17 protein-coding genes and 1 pseudogene are annotated in these 21,259 nt (G+C 59.7%); 6 read left to right on the top strand and 12 right to left on the bottom strand.

Going from position 1 to position 21,259, the window contains the following annotated elements; genetic code table 11:
* Positions 1 to 10: 10 nt before the first annotated feature.
* A complete protein-coding gene (locus tag AB4O05_RS17715) occupies positions 11 to 1,108 on the bottom strand; it encodes a substrate-binding domain-containing protein (protein ID WP_460136285.1) in 1,098 nt (365 codons plus the stop codon).
* A 365-nt stretch (positions 1,109 to 1,473) separates the two neighbouring features.
* On the opposite strand from AB4O05_RS17715, the gene AB4O05_RS17710 reads away from it, so the two are divergent.
* From AB4O05_RS17710 to tcuC, 4 genes are all read left to right on the top strand, one after another.
* Positions 1,474 to 2,409, top strand: coding sequence for a LysR family transcriptional regulator (locus AB4O05_RS17710; RefSeq protein WP_460136286.1), 936 nt, complete (start codon positions 1,474 to 1,476; stop codon positions 2,407 to 2,409).
* 170 nt (positions 2,410 to 2,579) lie between these two features.
* The gene (gene tcuA / locus AB4O05_RS17705) at positions 2,580 to 4,031 is read left to right on the top strand and encodes an FAD-dependent tricarballylate dehydrogenase TcuA (RefSeq protein WP_460136287.1); all 1,452 of its coding nucleotides are present in this window, start codon (positions 2,580 to 2,582) and stop codon (positions 4,029 to 4,031) included.
* Positions 4,018 to 5,175 (top strand): tricarballylate utilization 4Fe-4S protein TcuB, encoded by a 1,158-nt coding sequence (gene tcuB / locus AB4O05_RS17700; RefSeq protein ID WP_460136288.1) that lies wholly within the window; start codon positions 4,018 to 4,020, stop codon positions 5,173 to 5,175. The genes tcuA and tcuB overlap by 14 nt, the downstream gene beginning before the upstream one ends.
* 47 nt (positions 5,176 to 5,222) lie before the next feature.
* A complete protein-coding gene (gene tcuC, locus AB4O05_RS17695; protein WP_460136289.1) occupies positions 5,223 to 6,521 on the top strand; it encodes a tricarballylate/proton symporter TcuC in 1,299 nt (432 codons plus the stop codon).
* Positions 6,522 to 6,620: 99 nt separating this feature from the next.
* Here tcuC and AB4O05_RS17690 read toward each other — a convergent pair whose 3' ends face one another.
* From AB4O05_RS17690 to AB4O05_RS17665, 6 genes and pseudogenes are all read right to left on the bottom strand, one after another.
* Positions 6,621 to 7,376: a methyl-accepting chemotaxis protein gene (locus tag AB4O05_RS17690; RefSeq protein WP_460164915.1), complete on the bottom strand. Its 756-nt coding sequence runs from the start codon at positions 7,374 to 7,376 to the stop codon at positions 6,621 to 6,623.
* A 102-nt stretch (positions 7,377 to 7,478) separates the two neighbouring features.
* A pseudogene (locus AB4O05_RS17685) lies at positions 7,479 to 8,249 on the bottom strand (cache domain-containing protein); the annotation flags it as partial.
* Between the two features lie 126 nt (positions 8,250 to 8,375).
* On the bottom strand, positions 8,376 to 9,629 hold the full coding sequence (locus AB4O05_RS17680; protein ID WP_460136290.1) for an OprD family porin: 1,254 nt from the start codon (positions 9,627 to 9,629) through the stop codon (positions 8,376 to 8,378).
* Positions 9,630 to 9,720: 91 nt separating this feature from the next.
* Entirely contained in the window at positions 9,721 to 11,025 is a 1,305-nt protein-coding gene (locus AB4O05_RS17675) for a CitMHS family transporter (RefSeq protein WP_460136291.1), read from the bottom strand.
* 141 nt (positions 11,026 to 11,166) lie between these two features.
* Complete coding sequence (locus AB4O05_RS17670; protein WP_460136292.1) at positions 11,167 to 12,486, bottom strand: dicarboxylate/amino acid:cation symporter; 1,320 nt, start codon at positions 12,484 to 12,486, stop codon at positions 11,167 to 11,169.
* A 43-nt stretch (positions 12,487 to 12,529) separates the two neighbouring features.
* Complete coding sequence (locus AB4O05_RS17665; RefSeq protein ID WP_460136294.1) at positions 12,530 to 13,612, bottom strand: 4-oxalomesaconate tautomerase; 1,083 nt, start codon at positions 13,610 to 13,612, stop codon at positions 12,530 to 12,532.
* A gap of 167 nt (positions 13,613 to 13,779) precedes the next feature.
* Here AB4O05_RS17665 and AB4O05_RS17660 point away from each other — a divergent pair, with 167 nt between their 5' ends.
* Both AB4O05_RS17660 and AB4O05_RS17655 read left to right on the top strand, forming a co-directional pair.
* Positions 13,780 to 14,670, top strand: coding sequence for a LysR family transcriptional regulator (locus AB4O05_RS17660; protein WP_460136295.1), 891 nt, complete (start codon positions 13,780 to 13,782; stop codon positions 14,668 to 14,670).
* 101 nt (positions 14,671 to 14,771) lie between these two features.
* A complete protein-coding gene (locus AB4O05_RS17655; protein ID WP_460136297.1) occupies positions 14,772 to 17,615 on the top strand; it encodes a cation-translocating P-type ATPase in 2,844 nt (947 codons plus the stop codon).
* A gap of 127 nt (positions 17,616 to 17,742) precedes the next feature.
* Here AB4O05_RS17655 and AB4O05_RS17650 read toward each other — a convergent pair whose 3' ends face one another.
* The 5 genes from AB4O05_RS17650 to cydP are packed head-to-tail and all read right to left on the bottom strand — an operon-like array spanning position 17,743 to position 21,045.
* On the bottom strand, positions 17,743 to 18,030 hold the full coding sequence (locus AB4O05_RS17650; RefSeq protein WP_460136298.1) for a cyd operon YbgE family protein: 288 nt from the start codon (positions 18,028 to 18,030) through the stop codon (positions 17,743 to 17,745).
* The gene (gene cydX / locus AB4O05_RS17645) at positions 18,027 to 18,149 is read right to left on the bottom strand and encodes a cytochrome bd-I oxidase subunit CydX (protein ID WP_460136300.1); all 123 of its coding nucleotides are present in this window, start codon (positions 18,147 to 18,149) and stop codon (positions 18,027 to 18,029) included. The genes AB4O05_RS17650 and cydX overlap by 4 nt, the downstream gene beginning before the upstream one ends.
* A 22-nt stretch (positions 18,150 to 18,171) precedes the next feature.
* Positions 18,172 to 19,308 (bottom strand): cytochrome d ubiquinol oxidase subunit II, encoded by a 1,137-nt coding sequence (gene cydB, locus AB4O05_RS17640; protein WP_460136301.1) that lies wholly within the window; start codon positions 19,306 to 19,308, stop codon positions 18,172 to 18,174.
* On the bottom strand, positions 19,301 to 20,872 hold the full coding sequence (locus AB4O05_RS17635) for a cytochrome ubiquinol oxidase subunit I (protein ID WP_460136302.1): 1,572 nt from the start codon (positions 20,870 to 20,872) through the stop codon (positions 19,301 to 19,303). The genes cydB and AB4O05_RS17635 overlap by 8 nt, the downstream gene beginning before the upstream one ends.
* On the bottom strand, positions 20,869 to 21,045 hold the full coding sequence (cydP, locus tag AB4O05_RS17630) for a cytochrome oxidase putative small subunit CydP (RefSeq protein WP_460136304.1): 177 nt from the start codon (positions 21,043 to 21,045) through the stop codon (positions 20,869 to 20,871). The genes AB4O05_RS17635 and cydP overlap by 4 nt, the downstream gene beginning before the upstream one ends.
* Positions 21,046 to 21,259 lie beyond the last annotated feature (214 nt).

Genomic DNA, 21,259 nt, shown 5'->3' with positions numbered 1-21,259 from the left:
CCGCCCGCCACTACTGTTTCGTAACCTCCGGCAAAGGCGCCGACGGCGCCGTATGGTTGATGGCCGCATCGATCATCGCCGCAACGGAAGCCTGGCTATAGGAAGGATTGGCGGCGCCTCCCACCGGCATCGTGGCGAGCCAGGTGTCCAGGTCTTTCGCATCGATACGCACCAGCGGCACTTCGACGAACTTGGGTACCTGCTTGCCCGCCAGAATCTGCTGAGCCACCCAGAAACCTACCTGGGACACGCTCGGGGACGCGGAGACGGAGACGGTCTCGTAGCCATTGGCATCGCGCTCCTGTTTCCACAGGGCGAGTTCGTCCTGGCGGTTCCCCATCACGATGATCGGCAACGGACGCCCCGCCGCCTTGAATGCCATGGCCGCGCCATAACCGTCGCCCCCCTGTGTAGCGACAGCATCAATGCGGGGCAGCGACGGCAGCGCCAGCGCCACCTCCTTGCGTGCGATGGAAGCCGTCCAGTTCCCGTACACGGTCTTGGCGAACCTCAGGCCCGGATAGTCGCTGGCAGCCTTGCGAATGCCGTCGCTGATGTTTTGATCGGTAGCATCGCCGGCAATGCCGCGGATCTCCAGCAGCGTTCCGTTGCCCTTGAGGCGCTCGGCGATGTAGTCCATCTCCACGCGGCCCATGGCAGACCAGTTGTAGTCCACGGTATACACACAACCTTCGGTGACCAGGCTGGCCATGACAACCACCACGATGCCGGCGTTGCAAGCATCACGGATCACCCCGTTGAGGGCCGTGTCGGATGCGGCCAGGATGACGATGGCGTTCACGCCGTTGACGATCATGTCCTGGATATGGGCCGCTTGTTCCGATGCCGAGTTATTGGCGCTGACCACCGGAGCCTCCCCGATCAAGCCGTCCTTTTGCGCCTGGGCCGCCATCTCCTGCCAGTTGCGCACCATCACCTTGCGAAAATCGCTGCCGGCGTAGGAGTTGCTGAAGGCAATGCTATAGCTTGCGGTAGGGCTGCCGGCGACACCGCTGTCGGCATGCGCCGGATTGGCGACAACCATTGCAAGCCCGGTCAAGCAGCTGGCGAGGCGCCACAAGATTGTGTGCAACGGTTCAGTGTTCATACTGTTCTCCATAATGCCTGGGATTGACCAACAGTAATCTGCCTGCACCTGCGGACAGCCTGTATCGATAGCTTGATCGGGTTGGAGAAGCCAGACACATACAGACTCCTTTCCTTGGTGGCCGACAATTGAGACGATTACATTGCCTGCAGTGGCCGTGAGCATAGTCTGAACGAGCCCGCTTCGCGCGCGGTCATGGAGGATTTCAGCCAACTGAGCAACCGGCAGGATCACGTCGGTTACCACACCTTACCGCCAATTCCAGCAACGGCACGTCACCTTTATCATCGCGCGGCGCGAGAGGTTGAATTGCTCATCCCCGCCGCCAGCTGGGCCGGTATCAATTTGAAGTGGAGCCGTAACGCTTGGAATTAAGACAACTGCGCTATTTCGTAAAAATAGTCGAGCACGGCAGCCTGGGGCGCGCCGCCCTTGAATTGGATGTGGGTGTATCGGCGCTGAGCCAGCAAATCGCGAAACTTGAAAGCGAACTCTCAACTCGCCTGCTGAACCGCTCGAGCACCGGCGTAACGCCGACCCCTGCCGGAATGGCATTCCTGCACCCTGCCCAGCTGTGCCTGAGGCAAGCAGACAATGCGATCCTGGCGGCACACCGTGGCCGAATGAGCGGGTATGTCACCGTTGGATTACCGCCCACGACGGCCACGGTGCTTGCCCTGCCACTGATCGGTGCGATGCGGGCGCGTTATCCGGATATTCAATTGCACCTGATCGAGATGCTGTCCGGGCATCTGGCCACGCAACTGAATGCCCGCCAAATCGATCTGGCCGTTTTGTTTCAACTTGAAGGAGGCAAGCGCTGGAGCGTGACGCCTTTGCTGGACGAGAAACTCTTCGTCATCTGCTCGCCACACCTCCCTGATGCGCCGCAAGGCTCCCATGTGCAAATGGCCGATCTGGGGCAACTTCCCCTGGTGATGCCCAGTGCGCGGCACGGTTTGCGCTCAACGCTGATGGCGGCCTTTGAACGGTCGGGGTTGACGCCCAACATCATCATGGAGGTGGATGGCCTGGCCGTGTTGATGAACGCTGTACGCGCAGGTCATGCCGCCACCATCCAGCCCGGCGCTGCGGTGGCGCTCAAAGGTGAAACGGGGCTTTCGGTGGTGGAAATTGCCGATGCTCACGTCGGTCGACGAAACCTGCTGGCGACGCTGCCGGATGATGAGCTGGCGCCCGCGGCCCTGGCCGCGCGACGGGTCATCATCGAGGTGGCGCGACAGCTGGTCCTTGATCAGCAGTGGCCCGGCGCCTCATGGATCGAGGACGTCACACCGTAATCTCAAGCGCACCGCACCGGCCTTCAAGGCACGCGGCAACCCGCGCAGCCTTTACGAAAACTAAACACCCCAACCGATAACGCGCCTTTCGACCCAACGCTTGCTGCCCTAAGGTCTCGCCACTCGCGAGGAGCCCTTTGTTCATGCCTCCTCGCGCTCGAGGAGTGATGATGATCGACGTATTAGTCATTGGCGGCGGCAATGCCGCCTTGTGCGCTGCGTTAATGGCTCGAGAGGCCGGCGCCAGCGTGATGTTGCTTGAAGGTGCACCCAAGGCCTGGCGCGGCGGCAACTCGCAACACACCCGCAACCTGCGCTGCATGCACGACGCACCGCAGGATGTCTTGGTCGAGACCTACCCCGAAGAGGAGTATTGGCAGGATCTGTTGAAGGTCACCGGCGGGATGACTCACGAAAAGCTCGCTCGCCTGGTCATCCGTGCCTCGTCGAACTGCCGGGACTGGATGCGCGCCCATGGTGTGCATTTTCAGCCGTCGCTGTCCGGCGCGCTGCACGTCGCGCGCACCAATGCGTTTTTCATGGGCGGCGGCAAGGCCTTGGTCAATGCGTATTACCGCAGCGCCGAGCAGTTGGGCGTGAGCATCCGCTACAACGCTCAAGTGACCGACATTGAATTAAAGGATGGAACATTCGTCGCGGCCCACCTGAGTGAACGTGAGGTTGATGGACAACGCTTGCCCGCCGAGCGCATCCAGGCCAGGACCTGCGTGCTGGCGGCGGGCGGATTCGAATCCAACCGCGAATGGCTGCGCGAAGCATGGGGGCAAAACGCGCGTGGAGAGTGGCCTTCGGAAAACTTTCTGATTCGCGGCACGCGCTTCAATACCGGCGTACTGCTTCGGCGCATGCAGCAACTGGGCGCCGACTTCATCGGTGACCCCACCCAAGCGCACATGGTGGCCATCGATGCCCGCGCCCCCTTGTATGACGGTGGGATCTGCACCCGTATCGACTGCGTATCGCTGGGCGTAGTGGTCAATCGCGACGGCGAACGTTTCTATGATGAAGGCGAGGATTTCTGGCCCAAGCGTTATGCGATCTGGGGGCGCCTGGTCGCGGGCCAACCCGGTCAACAAGCCTACTCGATCATCGACCAGCAAGCCCTCGGTCGGTTCATGCCGCCGGTGTTTCCGGGCACCAAAGCCAACTCGCTGGAAGACCTGGCCCGTCAGTTAAAGCTACCCGTGACGGCATTTGTCCGCACCATCGAGGCCTACAACGCGGCCTGCCGCGTCGGCACATTCGACCACACCGCCCTGGACGATTGCCGCACCGAGGGGCTGACACCCGCCAAAAGCCATTGGGCTCGCCCCTTGGTGAAGCCGCCTTTCTGCGCCTACCCCCTCAAGCCAGGCGTGACCTTCACCTATTTAGGCCTGGCCACCGACGAAACGGCCGCCGTTCACTTCAACGGCAAAGCGAGCCCGAACCTGTTCGTCGCCGGAGAAATGATGGCCGGCAACGTCTTGGGCAAGGGCTATACCGCCGGTATCGGCATGGCCATTGGTACCGCATTCGGTCGCATCGCCGGCGTGCAAGCCGCCGCCGCGGCCGGTTTCATGTCCCCTTCAGTCCAGGAGCCGCAACATGCAGCTGTTTGATCCCAAGGCGCCGGGCGAGTTGATTGCCGTCCTCAACCTTGATGAAAGCGAAGTCCAGCGACAAATGACCGTGTGTAATGCCTGCCGTTATTGCGAGGGCTTCTGCGCGGTATTCCCGGCCATGACCAGACGCCTGGAATTTTCCCAGGCGGATATCCATTACCTGGCGAACCTTTGCCATAACTGCGGTGCGTGCCTGCATGCCTGCCAATACGCGGCACCGCATGAATTTGCGATCAATGTGCCCAAGGCCATGGCCAAGGTCCGCCTCGACACGTACGCCGAGTACGCCTGGCCGCAGGTGATGGGCGCGTTATACCGGCGCAACGGGCTGACCCTGGCGCTGTCATCCGGTGCGGGACTCGCCCTGTTTCTCTGCCTGACGTTGCTGGTGATGGGCAATCTGTTCACGGCAATGCCCGGGGGGAATTTCTACGGGATCTTCCCGCATAACACCCTGGCCCTGATGTTCGGCGCCGTATTTGGTTTCGCGGTTCTCGCATTGACGATCGGCGTGCGGCGCTTTTGGCGCAATGTCTCGCCGGTCGATGCCTCGTGCCAGCAAACAAGATCCGCGGCCATGGAAGCGAGCGCCAATGTTGCCACGCTCAAGTACCTCGATGGCGGCCATGGCGAGGGCTGCAATAACGCGGATGATCAATTCACCTTGTGGCGGCGGCGCATGCACCACTTCACGTTCTACGGCTTCATGTTGTGCTTCGCCGCCACCGCTGTGGCCACGCTCTACCATTTCCTGCTGGGCTGGTCGGCCCCCTACCCGGTCCTGAGCGTGCCGGTGATGCTCGGCATCACGGGCGGGCTCGGGTTGCTGATCGGCCCGGCGGGGCTCTTGTGGTTGAACCTGCGTCGCAACGCCGAACAGGGTGACGAACAGCAAAAACCTATGGATCGCGGCTTTATCGCGCTGCTGTTTCTCATCAGCGCCAGCGGCCTGGCGCTCCTGGCGTTTCGCGAAACCTTTGCCCTGGGCCTGTTGCTGGCGATCCATCTCGGCCTGGTCATGGCTTTTTTCCTGACCATGCCCTACAGCAAATTCGCCCACGGCATCTTCCGCAGCGCCGCGCTGCTCAAATACTCCATCGAAAAACGTCAACCCAACCCGATTAACGCCGCAAGCGACTGATCGTTAAGACCGTCATTCCAAAAACAATATTGATCACCACGGTAGCCATGATGAAAACAACAACGCAAGAAACCCCGTCCAGGGGGTCGAAACTGGGCGCCATTCTGCGCGTCACCAGCGGCAACTTTCTCGAACAGTTCGACTTCTTTCTGTTCGGCTTCTACGCGGCCTACATCTCCCAGACGTTTTTTCCTGCCACCAGCGAGTTTGCTTCGCTGATGATGACCTTCGCCGTATTCGGGTCCGGGTTCCTGATGCGTCCGCTGGGCGCTATCGTGCTGGGGGCTTACATCGACAAGGTTGGACGGCGCAAGGGCCTGATTGTGACGCTCTCGATCATGGCGGCAGGCACGGTATTGATTGCACTGGTGCCCGGTTATGCCAGCATCGGTATCGCGGCGCCGATATTGGTGTTGCTGGGGCGGCTGTTGCAGGGCTTCTCCGCCGGCGCGGAAATGGGCGGCGTTTCAGTGTATCTGGCTGAAATCGCGACACCGGGCCGCTGCGGTTTCTACACCAGTTGGCAGTCGGCCAGCCAACAGGTGGCGATCATTCTTGCGGCCGCACTGGGTTACACCATCAACGCCTCCATGGAGGCTGCCGAGGTCGCGGCCTGGGGATGGCGGATCCCGTTCTTCATCGGCTGCGTGATTATTCCGTTCATCTTCATCATCCGCCGCTCCCTGCAGGAAACCGAAGCGTTCAAAGCGCGCCGGCATCACCCCAGCGCCAATGAAGTGTTTCGCTCCATGCGCGACAACTGGCGCACGGTACTGGCAGGCGGACTGTTGGCGTCGATGACCACCACTACGTTCTACCTGATTACGGTCTACACCCCCACCTACGGCCGCTCCGTACTGCACCTGAGCACCACCGACAGCCTGGTGGTCACGCTCTTAGTCGGCCTGAGCAACTTCATCTGGTTGCCCATCGGCGGCACGCTCTCCGACCGTATTGGCCGTCGCCCCTTATTGCTGGCCATTTCCCTGTTGTGCATATTCACGGCGTATCCGGCCATGCACTGGCTGGCCGCAGCGGCAAGTTTCGAACGACTGCTCACCGTACTGCTGTACTTCTCTTTCTTCTTTGGTATTTACAACGGCGCGATGGTCGCCGCACTGACAGAGGTGATGCCGCAAAACGTACGTGTTGTCGGGTTTTCCCTGGCATTCAGTCTGGCGACTGCGGTGTTTGGTGGGTTTACGCCTGCCGTGTCGACCCTGCTGGTGCAGGCGACAGGCGATAAAGCATCACCGGCCTACTGGCTGATGTTTGCTGCGCTGTGCGGGTTCACCGCGACGACAATCTTGTATCGCAAACAGAGGGCAGTGACCGTCAACGCGTGATGAACGAGCGCTTTCGTTTCCCCCTCGGATATGGCATGAAATAAATCACCGCCTTGGGCTGCATTGCCCCGTGCTTCGTGTCAATGCAGCCTCAGGGCATCAAATCTTGAATTGCCCCAGCAAACCTTGCATCCGACTACCGATGGTATACAGCTCATCGACGGTCTTGACCCCCAGTTGCGTCTGGTTGGCCACCGAGTCAATGGCGCGCGCGATCTGATGGACCCCCCGGTTGATTTCTTCAGCCACCGATGTCTGCTCCTCGGCGGCACTGGCGATCTGTGCGTTCATCGCATTGATCGTTGCGATCAGCTCGACCGCATTGCCCAGGAACTCACCCGCCTGATCAGCCTGCGCACTCGCGCCTTGAGCGGCTTCGGTAGAGTGGTGCATCGCCTTGACCACACTTCCGGTTGCGCTATTGAGACGCTCAACCATCACCTGGATTTCCTGGGTACTGCGTTGAGTACGACTGGCCAACGCGCGCACTTCGTCAGCAACCACGGCAAAACCGCGCCCCGCCTCACCGGCACGGGCCGCTTCAATTGCCGCATTCAGAGCAAGAAGATTGGTCTGCTCGGCAATCGAGCGAATAACATCCAGCACAGTGACGATCGACGTCACATCGTTTTGAAGGCTGGTCATGGAGACACCGCTCTCATCCAGCTCCACGGTGAGTGCCTGCATCCGAGTGATGCTGCCATTGACGATTTGCCTTGCGTGCTGGGACTGCTTGTCGGTCTCGACGGCGGCTTCTGCAGCATTTTGCGCGCTGAGCGACACCTCCTGCGCCGCCGATGACATCTCGTTTATGGCGGCCGCCACCTGGTCGGTTTCCTGGCGCTGCTGATCCATGGCACGATCAATGTGCCTGCTCTGCTCGGCCACACGACTGACCGACCCCGTCAACTGTTCGCTCATGGCAACGATCTGGCTGACCAGACTGTGGATCTTTTCGATAAAGGCATTGAACGAACCAGCCAATTGCCCCAGTTCGTCGCGACTGACCTGCGGTAACCGCCGCGTCAGATCGCCCTCCCCCGCAGCGATTTCGTCCAGGTGAGCCCGAATCAAGGTCAAGGGACGTAAACTGCGTTTGACCAGCACAAGCGCCAGGCCCCCGATAATGCCAATCAGCGCGACGGCGATCAGCACAATGCTGTACATCAGGTTATTTATGCGCAGGTCAACAGCGGCGCGCACCTTGGCCACCTGAACTTCAATGCTGTCCAGGTTGATCGCGGTGACCACGACCATGTCCCATTTGGGCAGATAAAAACTGTAAGCAAGCTTGGGCACGACCTTATCGGTGTTGACGACCCCACCTGAATACGTGACGAAGTGCGTGTCGTTTTTCGCCGCTTCGACCATTTCACGGTTCAAGAACTTACCGTTGATGTCTTTGCGGTCACTCATATTGGTGCCGACGCCTTCGCTGCTGTCACCGCGAAACAGGCGCACAACCTGGCTGTCATAGCCGATGAAATAGCCGTCTTCACCATATTTGACTTTTGCCAATCGGCTGATTGCCAGGGCTCGGCTGGCGAGGTCCCCGGCAGCCGCTTGATCATAGAGTTCGGTAATGGAAGTGCGAGCGATGCTCGCGTAGTCCTTGAGCCGAGTACGGCTTTCTTCGAGCAGACGCTCGCGAGTCTGCGCAACTTCCTGCTCGGCCTGGGACTGCAATGTACTACGGGCGCTCAAACCTAAAACAAGCGCAAACAACATCACCGGTAATAAGGTCAGCAACAGTATTTTAGTTTTGAACGACATCATTTAATTCCTTCGTCTCATCTTATGAAGCCGCCAATAAAAAAGCGGCCTGCAAACATCGCATGGCCGCAATCAGCGATTTCACCAGAGTGCGATGTCGTAGGTAAAGTAAATACGGTTGCTGTCCCGGCCACGCGAATAGTCGGCACGGTAAACGTAGTTACGCAACCGCACGCCCAGCCCCTTGAAGGTGCCTTGTTGCACGACGTAGGCCAGTTCGGCGTCCCGCTCCCACTCCTTGACCTTGGTCGTGGACTTGCCGTCGTTACCGCTCAAGTAGCGGGTGGAGAACGTCAGGCCCGGTACGCCGAGGGAGGCAAAATTATAGGCGTAGCTCAGCATCCAGGTTTTTTCATCTTCCTCGACGAACTTGCCTATGCCGGCATTGCTGAACGAATAAATGCTGGTGCCACTGATATACGGCAAACCGGCGTCGCCCCTGAGGGCCTGATACCCGCCGCCCAAGGTGTGGCCTGAGATGGCGTAGGACAGTTGGCCGCTGAGCATGTCGTTGTCGATCTTGCCTGCGTAGGCAGAGCCGGTATCGACACTGTTGAAGTAGCGCAGGTCGCTGGTCAGCACGCCGCCGCCCAGGGGCAGATCGTGTTGGATACCGGCAAAATTCTGGCGATAGAAGTTCTCCAACTCGCCATAGAAGTAGCTCAACCGCGTATTTTTCCCCAACTTGTAGTCGGCACCGGCGTAGTTGAAGTCCCCGGATTTATCTCCACTGTAACCATCGGGCACAATCGGCATGCTGTTGCTGGAGTCACGCAACTTGAATCGATCCAGGTGGCCCCCGGTGAGGGTCAGGTTCTGGATGTCGAGGCTGCTGATCTGTGCGCCCTGGAAGGTTTGCGGTACCAGGCGCGCGTCGTTGTAGATCAGCACCGGTGTCTTGGGTAACAAGGTGCCGTATTTGACGGTGGTTTTGGCCAGTTGGGCTTTGGCGGTCACACCCAGGCTTGCAAACTCGTCAGCCGCACGCCCGTCGTTATGCACGGGCAACAACCCGGTGCCGCTGCGACCACGGCCGGAGTCGAGCTTGACCCCGACCAGGCCCAGGGCATCGACCCCGAACCCGAGGGTGCCGGGGGTGTACCCCGACTGGTAATCCAACAGAAATCCCTGGGCCCACTCCGTGCGTTCGCTCTTCGCCGTCCTCGCGGCTCGGGCGCTCATGCCATGTTCGTCGCGGAAGTTTTCATTGAAATAGACGTTGCGTAATTGCAGCTTGAGTTTGCTGTCGTCGATAAATCCTTCTGCACTGGCAGTGGCCAGCGGCAACAAACCAATAACTGAAAACAGTGCCCGTCGGGAATGCAAAGTGCTCATGGCAAACTACTCATTGTTGTTATTTGAGGTGCAGGAAGTCGCGCGCCTCGCGAGTGAGGCGCGTCAGAAAAAGCCAGGTGGCTTGGTTGAATCAGGTAAAGAGACTGATCGCCCCGGTCAACAGGGCCAGCGCCGTGATGACCAATGAGGTGAGTACGGCCCATTTGACGGTGGCTTTCTGGAAGTCGCCGATATCGCGATCGACCATACCGACCAACAACAAGGTTGAAGCAACCAACGGGCTCATCAGGTGGACCGGTTGACCCAGAATCGATGCGCGGGCGATCTCCACCGGATCGATGCCATAGGCGGCGGCAGCGTTAGCCAGAATCGGCACGACCCCGAAGTAGTAAGCATCGTTGGACAGCACGAATGTCAGCGGCATGCTGGTAATCGCCACCACCAGCGGGAACAGATGCCCCCAGGATGGCGGAATCCAGTCAACCAGGGTCTGCGCAAGGGCATCGACCATTTTGGTGCCGGAGAAAATCCCGGCGAAAATGCCCGCGGCAAACACCAGCAGTACGACGGTCATGGCGTTGCCCGAATGGGCAAGGATGCGTTCCTTCTGAATGTCCAACTGCGGATAGTTGATCATCAATGCCAGCACGAACCCGATCAGGAACAGGATCGCCGAATGCATCAGGCCCATTACCAACGCAACCATCACCGCGATCACCAGCAGCAGGTTGACGTAGGCCAGTTTCGGGCGTTTGTGCGGCGTGTCCTCAAGGATTGCTTCGATGTAGCAGTTACCGCCGCCGCTCTGCAATTGAACGTTACCGATACGCTTGCGCTCGGCACGCCCGAGCAGAAACGCGGTGAACACCACCCACATTGCGCCGCCGATCATGGTCGGCAGCAACGGCACGAAGTAAGCACCGGCGTCCAGGCCCAACGCTGCGATCGCGCGGGTCGCGGGCCCTCCCCAAGGAGTCATGCCACTCATGATGCTCAGGGAAAGCATGGAAATGGTGGCCAGAATCATCGGGTTCATGCCGATACGCTTATACAGCGGAAGCATGGCCGCACAGGTAATCATGTAGGTGGTGGTGCCATCGCCGTCCAGTGCCACCACCAGCGACAGCAAGGCGGTGCCGATCGCGATTTTCATCGGGTCGCCGTTGACACGCTTGAGGATCTTGCGAATCAGCGGGTCAAACAAACCGGCGTCAATCATCAAGCCGAAAAACAGGATCGCGAACAGCAGCAGCGCGGCTGAAGGCGCGACCATTTTCAAGCCATCGAGCATCATCTTGCCGGTTGTACCACCGAACCCACCGATGACGGCGAACACGATAGGCACCACCGTCAGCGCCACAATCGGCGACAACCGTTTGGTCATTATCAGGAAGGTGAAGACCACCACCATGGCCAAGCCAAGCAATGCGAGCATAGGTAAGTTCTCTTGTTCTTATGAGTAGCGTGGTCAACGCGCAGGCGCGCGACCCCGTTCCCGCCAGATGGCACGACCAACGGTGCCTGGCGGGGGTATTCATTGATTTAACTAAGGGGGGCTGGCCTGGGCCGCGACCGCTCAGACGTGTTCGGGAGCCTTCACACCCTCCCAGCCTGGGGCCGGGGTCGCGACGGGCGAAGATTTGCCCTCCAGGGTCCGCATCAGCACTTCGCGGTCACAGGCTTTCTCCGAGAGGGAAATCACCACGGTCGCCACGGCGTTGCTGGCCAGGCTGGTCAGCGCTCGGGCTTCGGACATGAAGCGGTCGATACCGATCAGCAAGGCAAGGCCGGCCAGGGGAATGTCATGGATCACCGTCAGGGTCGACGCCAGTGCGACAAAGCCCGAGCCAGTGACACCGGCCGCGCCCTTCGAGGACAGCAACATGATTGCCAGCATGGTCACGATCTGTGTCAGGCTCAGGTCGATGTTACAGGCCTGGGCAATGAACACGGCGGCCAGCGAGAGGTAGATCGCCGTGCCGTCGAGGTTGAACGAATAGCCCGTGGGCAACACCAGCCCCACCACGCTTTTCTTGCAACCCAGGGCCTGGAGTTTTTCCAGCATCCGCGGCATCACCGGCTCGGTAGAGGACGTCCCGAGTACCACCAGGAATTCTTCGCGCAAGTAGCGCAGCAACTTCCAAAGACTGAAGCCATGGGCGCGACAAATGCTGCCCAGCACCACAAAGACAAAGAACGCGCAGGCGATATACAACGTCATGATCAGCTTGGCCAACGAGCCCAGCGAGGTAATGCCGTACTGCCCTACCGTGAACGCCAGGGCACCAAAGGCGCCGATTGGAGCGAAGCGCATCAGGTACGAGAAGATCTTGAACACCATGTGTGAAGCAGATTCCAGTACCTCCAGTACCGGCTTGCCCCGCTCGCCAATGGCCGAAAGCGCAAAACCGCACAGCACCGCAATGAACAACACCGGCAGCACTTCACCCTTGTTGAAAGCACCGATGAACGTCTCCGGGATGATGTGCATGAAAAACTCGACCACACCCAGCTTCGCGGCGGAGTCGGTGTACTGCGACAGTCCCTTGGTGCTCAATTGTGCAGGGTCGATGTTCATGCCCACACCGGGCTTGAACAGGTAGACCGACACCAGGCCGATGATCAGACTGATCACGGTCAGGCCCAGGAACAGCAGCATGGTCTTGCTCAACAAACGCCCGAGGGAGCGCTTGTCGCTCATGCCGGCGATACCGGTGACGATCGTGCAGAACACCACTGGCGCGATCATCATCTTGATCAGCTTGATGAAGGCATCACCCAGCGGCTTCAAGGCAACGGCCTGCTGCGACCAGAAATGTCCGACCAGCACGCCCAACAGCACGGCGAAGAGAATCTGGACGTAGAGCGATTTTACAAACTTCATGGCATCACCCATTTTTAGAATTGTTCTGATGCAGAAACGGTATGACTTGGGGGAGTTATCCGGCGAGTCGTCGGGAAGCCGCAGCGTATACATAACCGGAGAACAGCCTGCGCGATGTACGCACGACCGAAGCACGAATTGTCTCACCCTGGGCACCGGCGTAGGACAATACGACGTCTATTCCACCACTTGGATGTTCAATCCGCACGTGTTTCAAGCGCGGCTCGCTCACCCCACCAAGCAATTGCGCAATCACACTGCCGTCGGTCACGCACGCGGTAGCCAGGCCAATAGAGCCGGTAATCGCCAGTGCGCGGTGGCAATTGTGCGGCATGAAATAACGCACCTGAAGGGTTCCGCCCGCCTTGGCCGGTGACACCAGAACGGGCTTGGGAATCACTTTGTCACTCACATCGCCCAGGCCCATTGCCAGGCCGGCCTGCAGGCGCAGGGACTCCAGACGCCCCAGGAACTCCTTGTCGGCGTCCAGTTCAGCAGGGCTTTCGTCACCCCGCTTACCCAATTGGCCCGCCTCGATGATCATCATCGGCATGGCCATGTCGATGCAGGTCATCGGGATGCCGTCAATCACGTCCTGCGTCTGCCCCGTCGGGAAAAGCTTGCCGGTTTTGCTGCCCGCGGCATCCAGGAAGGTCAGTTGCACGGGAGCTGCAGTCCCCGGCACGCCGTCAATGGCGGTATCGCCCTCATAGCTGACCGTTCCTTCGGGGGTGTAGACCTCGGCGTTGACAAAGGTGCCGGTGTTGAGGTTGCGAATACGCACAAGCGTGCGGCCTTTGGAGGCCTTGACCAGCCCTTGCTCAACGGCAAACGGGCCTACGGCGCAGAGCATATTGCCGCAATTGGGCGCGGTATCGACTCGACGTTGGGACACCATGACCTGAACGAACAAATAGTCGACATCGGCATCCGGGTGCAGGGATGGGCTGACGATTGCGACCTTGCTTGTCTGTGGGCTTCCGCCGCCGATCCCGTCAATCTCCAATTCATGGCCAGAGCCCATCAGATTGAGCAACAGCTCATCACGCTGCTCGATCGAATCAGGGAGGTCCCAGGCGAGAAATACCGGCCCCTTGGACGTACCACCGCGCATAAGCACACAAGGAATTCGCTGCATGAAAACTAACTCTTATTGATCAATCGGGTTGATTAATGCTCTTGAAGCAAGAGTTGCAGGCTTTGAAAAATGTTTCCAATGCAAATATCAGCCCGATTATTGCGTTTGACGAATGAAAAAATTAGGATGAGCGAGCGCCGCCGCCCTCCCCGGTTGAGGTATAAAAAATGCAATATGAGCTGAATGACATTCGATCTTTCGTGAAAATCGCGGAACTTGGCAGCTTCCACGAGGCGGCCGAAGCCTTGCACCTGTCTCAGCCAGCACTGAGCAGACGAATGAAAAAACTTGAGGAAGGCTTGGGTACATCGCTACTCGATCGCACCACAAGAAGGGTGAGCCTCACGAGCGTGGGTCGGGACTTTCTACCCAAGGCCCGACGCCTGCTGGACGACTTCGACGACTCGATACTCAATATCCGCGAGCTGGCCGAGCGCCAGAGCGGCCGCGTCACCCTGGCCTGCATCCCCACCGCGGCCTTTTACTTCCTGCCCTCGGTCATACGCCTCTACAACGAGCGCTATCCACAGATCCGTATCCGCCTGCTCGATCTGAGCGCGAACGAAGGGCTGGAGGCGGTGCTGCGCGGCGAAGCCGACTTCGGCATCAATATGATGAGCGGCCAGCACCCCGACATAGAGTTCGTCCCCTTGGTCGACGAGCCTTTTGTCTTAGCGTGTCGACGCGATCATGAACTGGCCGAACGCAGTGCGGTGACCTGGTCTGAACTCAGCAATTACCGTCTGATCGGCGTCGGACGCCTGAGCGGCAACCGGATGTTGCTCGATCATGCCTTGTCGAGTTTGAGCTGGCGCCCGCAGTGGTTCTATGAGGTGCAACATCTTTCGACGTCGCTGGGCCTGGTGGAGGCTGGGCTCGGGGTATCAGCCGTACCCAGCCTGGCGATGCCGGCCGTGGATCATCCGACGTTGGTCAGCATCCCGTTGGTAGAGCCCATTGTGAACCGCTCACTGGGGCTGGTTTACCGACGAGGCGCCTCGTTATCTCCTGCAGCAGAAAAATTTGTTTCGATTTTGCTTGAGCAATGGGAGAAATGAGTTCGTCCTGCTGACGAGCCTTTTACCCTTTACTGAGCATGGCTCTTCTAATTTTCGGATAACTATAAACACCCGGCGCTTATTTCAGGAGCACGTTACCTATGGACGGCCACTCTGATTATTCCAAGGAAGTGAAACCAGAGCCTGCACCGGCCTACTTGCTGGATGTCGAGCGGCTGACCCATCAGTTTCAGTCCGACGCTGAACGCGGCTTATCCCGCGATGAGGCCCAACGACGCCTGACCCGAGATGGGCCGAACGAGCTGGTGACGCAAGCACCTCCCGCGGTATGGAAGCGCTTTGTGGTGCAGTTCCAGGACCCCTTGGTTTATCTACTGCTGGCTGCCGTGGGGATCACCCTGGGCGTTTGGGTGGTTGAAGGCAGCCGTGGCTGGCCACTGGATGCCGTGGTCATTCTCGCAATCGTACTGATCAATGCCTTTCTGGGGTTCCTGCAGGAGGCTCGTTCGCAACGCGCCGCGGCTGCCTTGGCCAAGCTCACCGAGTCCACATCCGCCGTCATCCGCGAGGGGTTGCTGACACGCATTCCCAGCAATCAATTGGTCATGGGCGACCTGTTGGTGCTGGGCGAAGGTGACTCGGTGGGAGCCGATGCTCGCCTGATCGAAGCCAGCGCCTTGCGGGTTCAGGAGGCGTCCCTGACGGGTGAGAGCCAGGCCGTAACGAAAACTGCCGAGCGCTTGAGTACAGAAGTGCCCCTGGCCGACCGGACCAACATGGTGTTCAAGGGCACCGCCATTGCCGAAGGCACCGGGCTCGGTTTGGTGACGAGTGTCGGCATGGCGACCGAGGTAGGCGCCATTGCTCACCTCCTGGATACCACTGGGGAAGACGCCACACCGCTGCAGCGAGAAGTGCGACAAATCGGGCGCATGCTTGGCGTCGGGGTATTGGTTATCGCCGCCGTCGTCGTGACCACGGTTCTGATGCTGACGGACATTCACAGCAGCGCCGATGTGGTCGCCGTGATGCTCCTGGGCGTGTCCCTGGCCGTCGCCGCCGTGCCGGAGGGGTTGCCGGCGATTCTTTCCCTGGTGCTGGCCATGGGCGTGCAACGCATGGCCAGCAAGAAGGCCATCGTCAAGAAACTCTCTTCTGTCGAGACGTTGGGCTCAGCCTCGGTGATCTGTTCGGACAAGACAGGCACCCTGACTCGCTCCGAAATGACCATCAAGCAAGCGGTGACGGCGTCTGGCAATACGCGCATCAGTGGCGTGGGCTACGCCCCTGAAGGGCAGATCCAGCACAATGACCAGGCACTTAGCCGCGGGCCGCTGCACAGTGAACATGTGCTGCTTCTGCAGGGCGGTAGCCTGGCCGGCAACGCCGAACTGCAACAGCAAGAGGATGGCACCTGGATCGTCCAGGGCGACCCCACAGAGGCGGCCTTTTTGGTGGCCGAACGCAAGCTCGATGCACCAGCGCGCAGCAAGGAACGTTTCGAGCGAGTGGCTCAGATCCCCTTTACCTCTGAACGCAAGATGATGTCGGTGCTGGTGATCGACCATGAGCGAGGTGATGAGCGGCTGCTGATCAGCAAGGGCGCGCCCGATGTATTGCTCGGGCACTGCACCCAGGTCCAGGTCGGCATGAATGTCGTGCCGCTGACGGACGAAATTCGCGCGCAGGCCCTTGCCGATGTGGATGAACTCTCAGGCGCAGCGCTGCGCACCCTCTCGGTGGCTTATCGCCCGCTGCTGGCGGATGAAGAGGCGACTGCCGGCGATGCCCTGGAAAACCGGCTGATCTTCATTGGCACGGTGGGGATCATTGACCCGCCACGTGAAGAAGTCGCACCGGCGATTGCCGATGCTCATCGGGCCGGTATCCGCATCGTCATGATCACCGGCGATCATCCACGCACCGCAGCGCGCATCGCTGAAGACCTGGGCATCATCGAGGCAGGTGCCGGCGCCTTGACCGGCGCCGACATCGATCTGCTCGATGATGCCGGTTTGGCGCAGGCCGTCAGGAACACCTCGGTGTATGCGCGCGTGGCGCCCGCGCACAAACTACGGATAGTGGACGCGCTGCAGGCACAAGGTCACGTGGTGGCGATGACCGGGGATGGTGTTAACGATGCCCCGGCCTTGAAGTCCGCCGACATTGGCATCGCCATGGGGATAACGGGAACCGAAGTCACCAAGCAGGCCGGAAAAATGATTCTGGCTGACGACAATTTCGCCACCATTGTCGTCGCCGTGCGCGAGGGCCGCGCGATTCTGGACAACATTCGCAAGTTCCTTCGCTACCTGCTTTCCTCGAACATGGGGGAAGTGCTGACGGTATTTCTGGCGATGATTTTCGCCCACTGGATTGGCTTGGTTGATGCCAATGGCGCAATAGTCCTGCCCCTGCTGGCGACCCAGATTCTTTGGATAAACCTGGTGACGGATGCCGCACCTGCGCTGGCCATGGGCATCGACCCTCAGAACGACGATGTGATGGCCCGACTCCCCCGCCGGCCCACCGAACGGTTGATCGATGCCCGCATGTGGCGCGGCGTGCTGCTGACCGGCCTGGTCATGGCGCTCGCCAGCCTGGCGACCCTTGACTTGATGCTGCCGGGCGGCTTCGTGCCGGGCAGTGCCTCACTTGAATCAGCGCGAACGGCGGCGTTCACCGTGTTGGTCCTGGCGCAGTTGTTCAACGCGCTGAACGCTCGCTCCGAAACCGTCAGTGCCTTCAGGGGGATATTCGCCAACCGCTGGCTCTGGGGAGCCATCGGCCTGGGCATTGGTCTGCAAGTTGCGGTTGTGCATTGGCCCCCGCTGAACCGCGCGTTCAGCACCACCGCGCTGACGCCCGCGCAGTGGATGATGTGCCTGGCGCTGAGCAGCGCCGTGCTGTGGACCAGCGAACTACGCAAGATTTTTCTGCGTGCGACCGATCGACGTCATCCCGGGCACAGTTCAACCGCATAGATGGAAGGCTACATCACAGGTCCTTTTGGATGACCCGTTCCTCTCCTATTCGACACGAGGTCACCCACCGCGTTGGAAGTGTGCAGTTGAAACAGGTCACTCCTTCGACCCGTCATGTCATCCGCGGTCAATTTATAAACTTTACCCAACCAGCCAATGCCAGTGCCGCGTAACAGGTCCAGCCAGAGAACAGCCAGCGCCAGACGACCATCCGCGGGACAAACCCCACGCCTCTTACAAAGGCCACGCTCATGGCGGCGAACAGCGCCGTCGCCAAGGCGTGATCAGCCTTGCCATCCGGGCCCGCCATCATCGGGGGATAGAGCGTACAGCCGAGCATGATTGCCACGGCGACAAGCAGGCTGAGTACATGAATATGCGAGGTGGGTACCGCGCCGGCGACCTTCGGCGTCATGGCTGTGCCTCGTCGTCAGGGCTCGCGGCGCGAGCGCCTTCGTTCTCGCCCCACATCGCATTTAATATGGCCAGCAGCAAGGCAAAACCGACTCCCAGCATCCAGGCGAAATACCACATAGTCTTTGCTCCTCCGATGGGGTTAGTAGGCCGAATGTTCGTTGGCTTTGATCTGTGCCACGGTGACCTTGCCGCGCATGACGCGATAGGCCCACGAGGTGTAGATCACGATCAGCGGCATGAAGATCAACGTGGCCCAGAACATGATGGCCAGGCTCAGGTGGCTGGACACGCTATCCCATACGGTCAGGCTGGCTGCGGGCACCGATGACGACGGCATGACGAAGGGAAACATGGAGACCCCGGCCGTGCTGATCACCCCGACCACCGCGAGCGACGATGCGACGAATGCAGCCAATGTCCGGCGCATCATCATCAACAATGCGGCCCCGGCGGCGCCCGCCAGGCCAAGCACGGGCAGCAGCCACAGCCAAGGGTAATGGCCATAATTGGCCATCCAGGCGCCCGCTTCGCGCACCACGGTTTTATTGAGAATGTCGGGCAGCCCGGCGGTATCGACCACCGAGGTGATGCGGTAGCCGTCGATCCCTTGCAACCACACGCCGGCAATCACGAACGTGCACATCAGCACCAGCGCCGCACCCACCCCGCCCTTGATCGCGCGGGCCTGGATAACGCCTTCAGTACGGTGCGCCAGATAAGTACCGCCCTGCAGGGTGATCATTGCACTGCTCACCACCCCGGTCAGCAGCGCAAAGGGATTGAGCAGTTGCCAGAAGCTGCCGGTATACGTCGAGACCAGCAGGTCGCTGAAGTGGAACGGTACGCCTTGCAGCAGGTTGCCGAACGCGATGCCGAACACCAGCGGCGGCACGGCCCCGCCGACGAACAGCCCCCAATCCCAGGTGCTGCGCCAGGTGGGGTTGTGGATCTTGCTGCGATAGTCAAACCCCACGGGGCGAAAGAACAGCGCCCAGAGGACCAGAATCATCGCCCAGTAGAACCCGCTGAATGCGGTGGCATACACCACTGGCCACGCCGCGAACAAGGCGCCACCCGCCGTGATGAACCACACCTGATTGCCATCCCAATGCGGACCGACGGTATTGATCGCCACGCGGCGCTCCAGGTCATTGCGGCCAACAAACGGCAGCAGCGTGCCGACGCCCATATCGTGCCCGTCCATGATGGCAAAGCCGATCAGCAAGACGCCGACCAGCGCCCACCAGATAATTTTCAGGGTGAAATAATCAAGCATGATGGACTTCCTTCAAATGGGCGTCGTGAACATAACGGCCGGTACCGAGGCTGCCAGGACCTTGACGGGCGAACTTGACCATCAGGAACATTTCAACCACCAGCAGTACGGTGTAAAAAGCGACGAATCCTGCCAGTGAGCCATAGAGATTGTTGACGCTCAGGGTGGAGACGCTCATGTGCGTGGGCAGCACGCCATAAATGGTCCAGGGCTGACGGCCGTATTCGGCAACGAACCAACCCAGCTCGCAGGCAATCCAGGGCGCGGGCAGCATGCACAGGGCCCAACGCAACAGCCAGCGGCTGCGCGTGCAGGTCGACTTCAAGGTGCTCCAGAAGGCCAGCCCGAAGAGCACCAGCATGGCAAAACCAAGGCCGACCATGATCCGGAACCCCCAGAACATCGGAGTCACGCGCGGTACGGTATCGTTCATCGCCTTGTCGATGATGGCCGGCGTGGCCTGGTTGACATCCTCGACGTATTTTTTAAGCAGCAGGCCAAAACCCAGGTCGGCCTTGTACGCCTCGAAGGTCTGGAACGCGGCCTTATCGGTGCGATCAGCTCGCAGCGCTTCGAGCGCATTGACAGCAGTAATGCCGCGCAGAATGCGCGCGCGGTTTTTCGCTTTGATGTCATGAATGCCTGGGATCTGCGTGCTGACCGAGCGCGTGCCGATCAAGCCCATCACCCACGGCACATCGAGTTCCCAGTTATTCCTGGACTCGGCTTCATTAATGCTGGCCACCAGGGTCAGGCCCGCCGGCGCGGGTTTGGTTTCCCACATCGCTTCCATGGCCGCCAGCTTGGTTTGCTGCGCCTCGCCCACGGTGTAACCCGACTCATCCCCCAGCACGATGACACTCAGCACCGAAGCCAGGCCGAAGGCGGCCGCCACCCGAAAACTGCGCTTGGCGAATTCGACATCACGCCCTTTGAGCAAGTACCAACTGGAGATCGACAACACAAACATCGCGCCGGTGACATAACCGGCAGACACCGTGTGGACAAACTTGGCCTGCGCCACCGGGTTGAATACCACGGCCCAGAAATCCACCATCTCCATGCGCATGGTGATGTAACTGAATTCCGAGCCCACCGGGTTCTGCATCCAGCCATTGGCGATCAGGATCCACAGCGCCGACAGGTTGGTACCGATGGCCATCAGCAGCGTGACCAGCAAGTGGTGCTCTTTCTTCAGCCGATCCCAGCCAAAAAAGAACAGGCCGATCATGGTCGATTCGAGAAAGAACGCCATCAAACCCTCGATGGCCAGCGGGGCACCGAAGATGTCACCTACGTAGTGCGAGTAGTACGCCCAGTTGGTGCCAAACTGAAATTCCAGGGTGATGCCGGTTGTCACCCCCAGGGCGAAGTTGATACCGAACAGCTTGCCCCAGAAGCGCGTCATGTCTTTCCAGATGACATTCCCGGTCATCACATAGACGCTTTCCATGATGACCAGCAGCCACACCATGCCAACCGTCAGCGGTACAAATAAAAAGTGGTACAGCGCGGTGGCTGCAAACTGCAGCCGTGACAAATCCACCAGTTGTTCTGAGATCACTTGCTTGCCCCTTGAGTCGAGGTGGGTACACCGAAACGGTTGCCGACAGTGGTCGGGTCGACGCTGACGTGCGAATCCCGGATGAACAGCCACCACAGCAGCGTCAGCACCAGTAGCTTGATCACTACGGCTGTGAGCAGGTGGCGTTGCAGTCTTTTGTCGGAAATGGTCATGCCTGTGCCGTTTGCACACGGCATGCCAAGCTCGGCTTGCCTGTTTTTATCTTTTAAAAACAATGGCTTGATGATGCGCCCAGGTGATAAGCGCAATGGCTTGGCAGGCCCGTGCGCTGCCAATCTGCCAGGGGCTGGCAGTCATTGGCAGTGCACGGCCAGCGCTAATGCCGTTCAGTTAAGCGAACGCAACGAAGATCAAATGTAGGAGCGA

The organism is Pseudomonas sp. S1_G07 (genome assembly GCF_054668565.1).
This window is presented reverse-complemented; position numbering and strand designations above follow the sequence as displayed.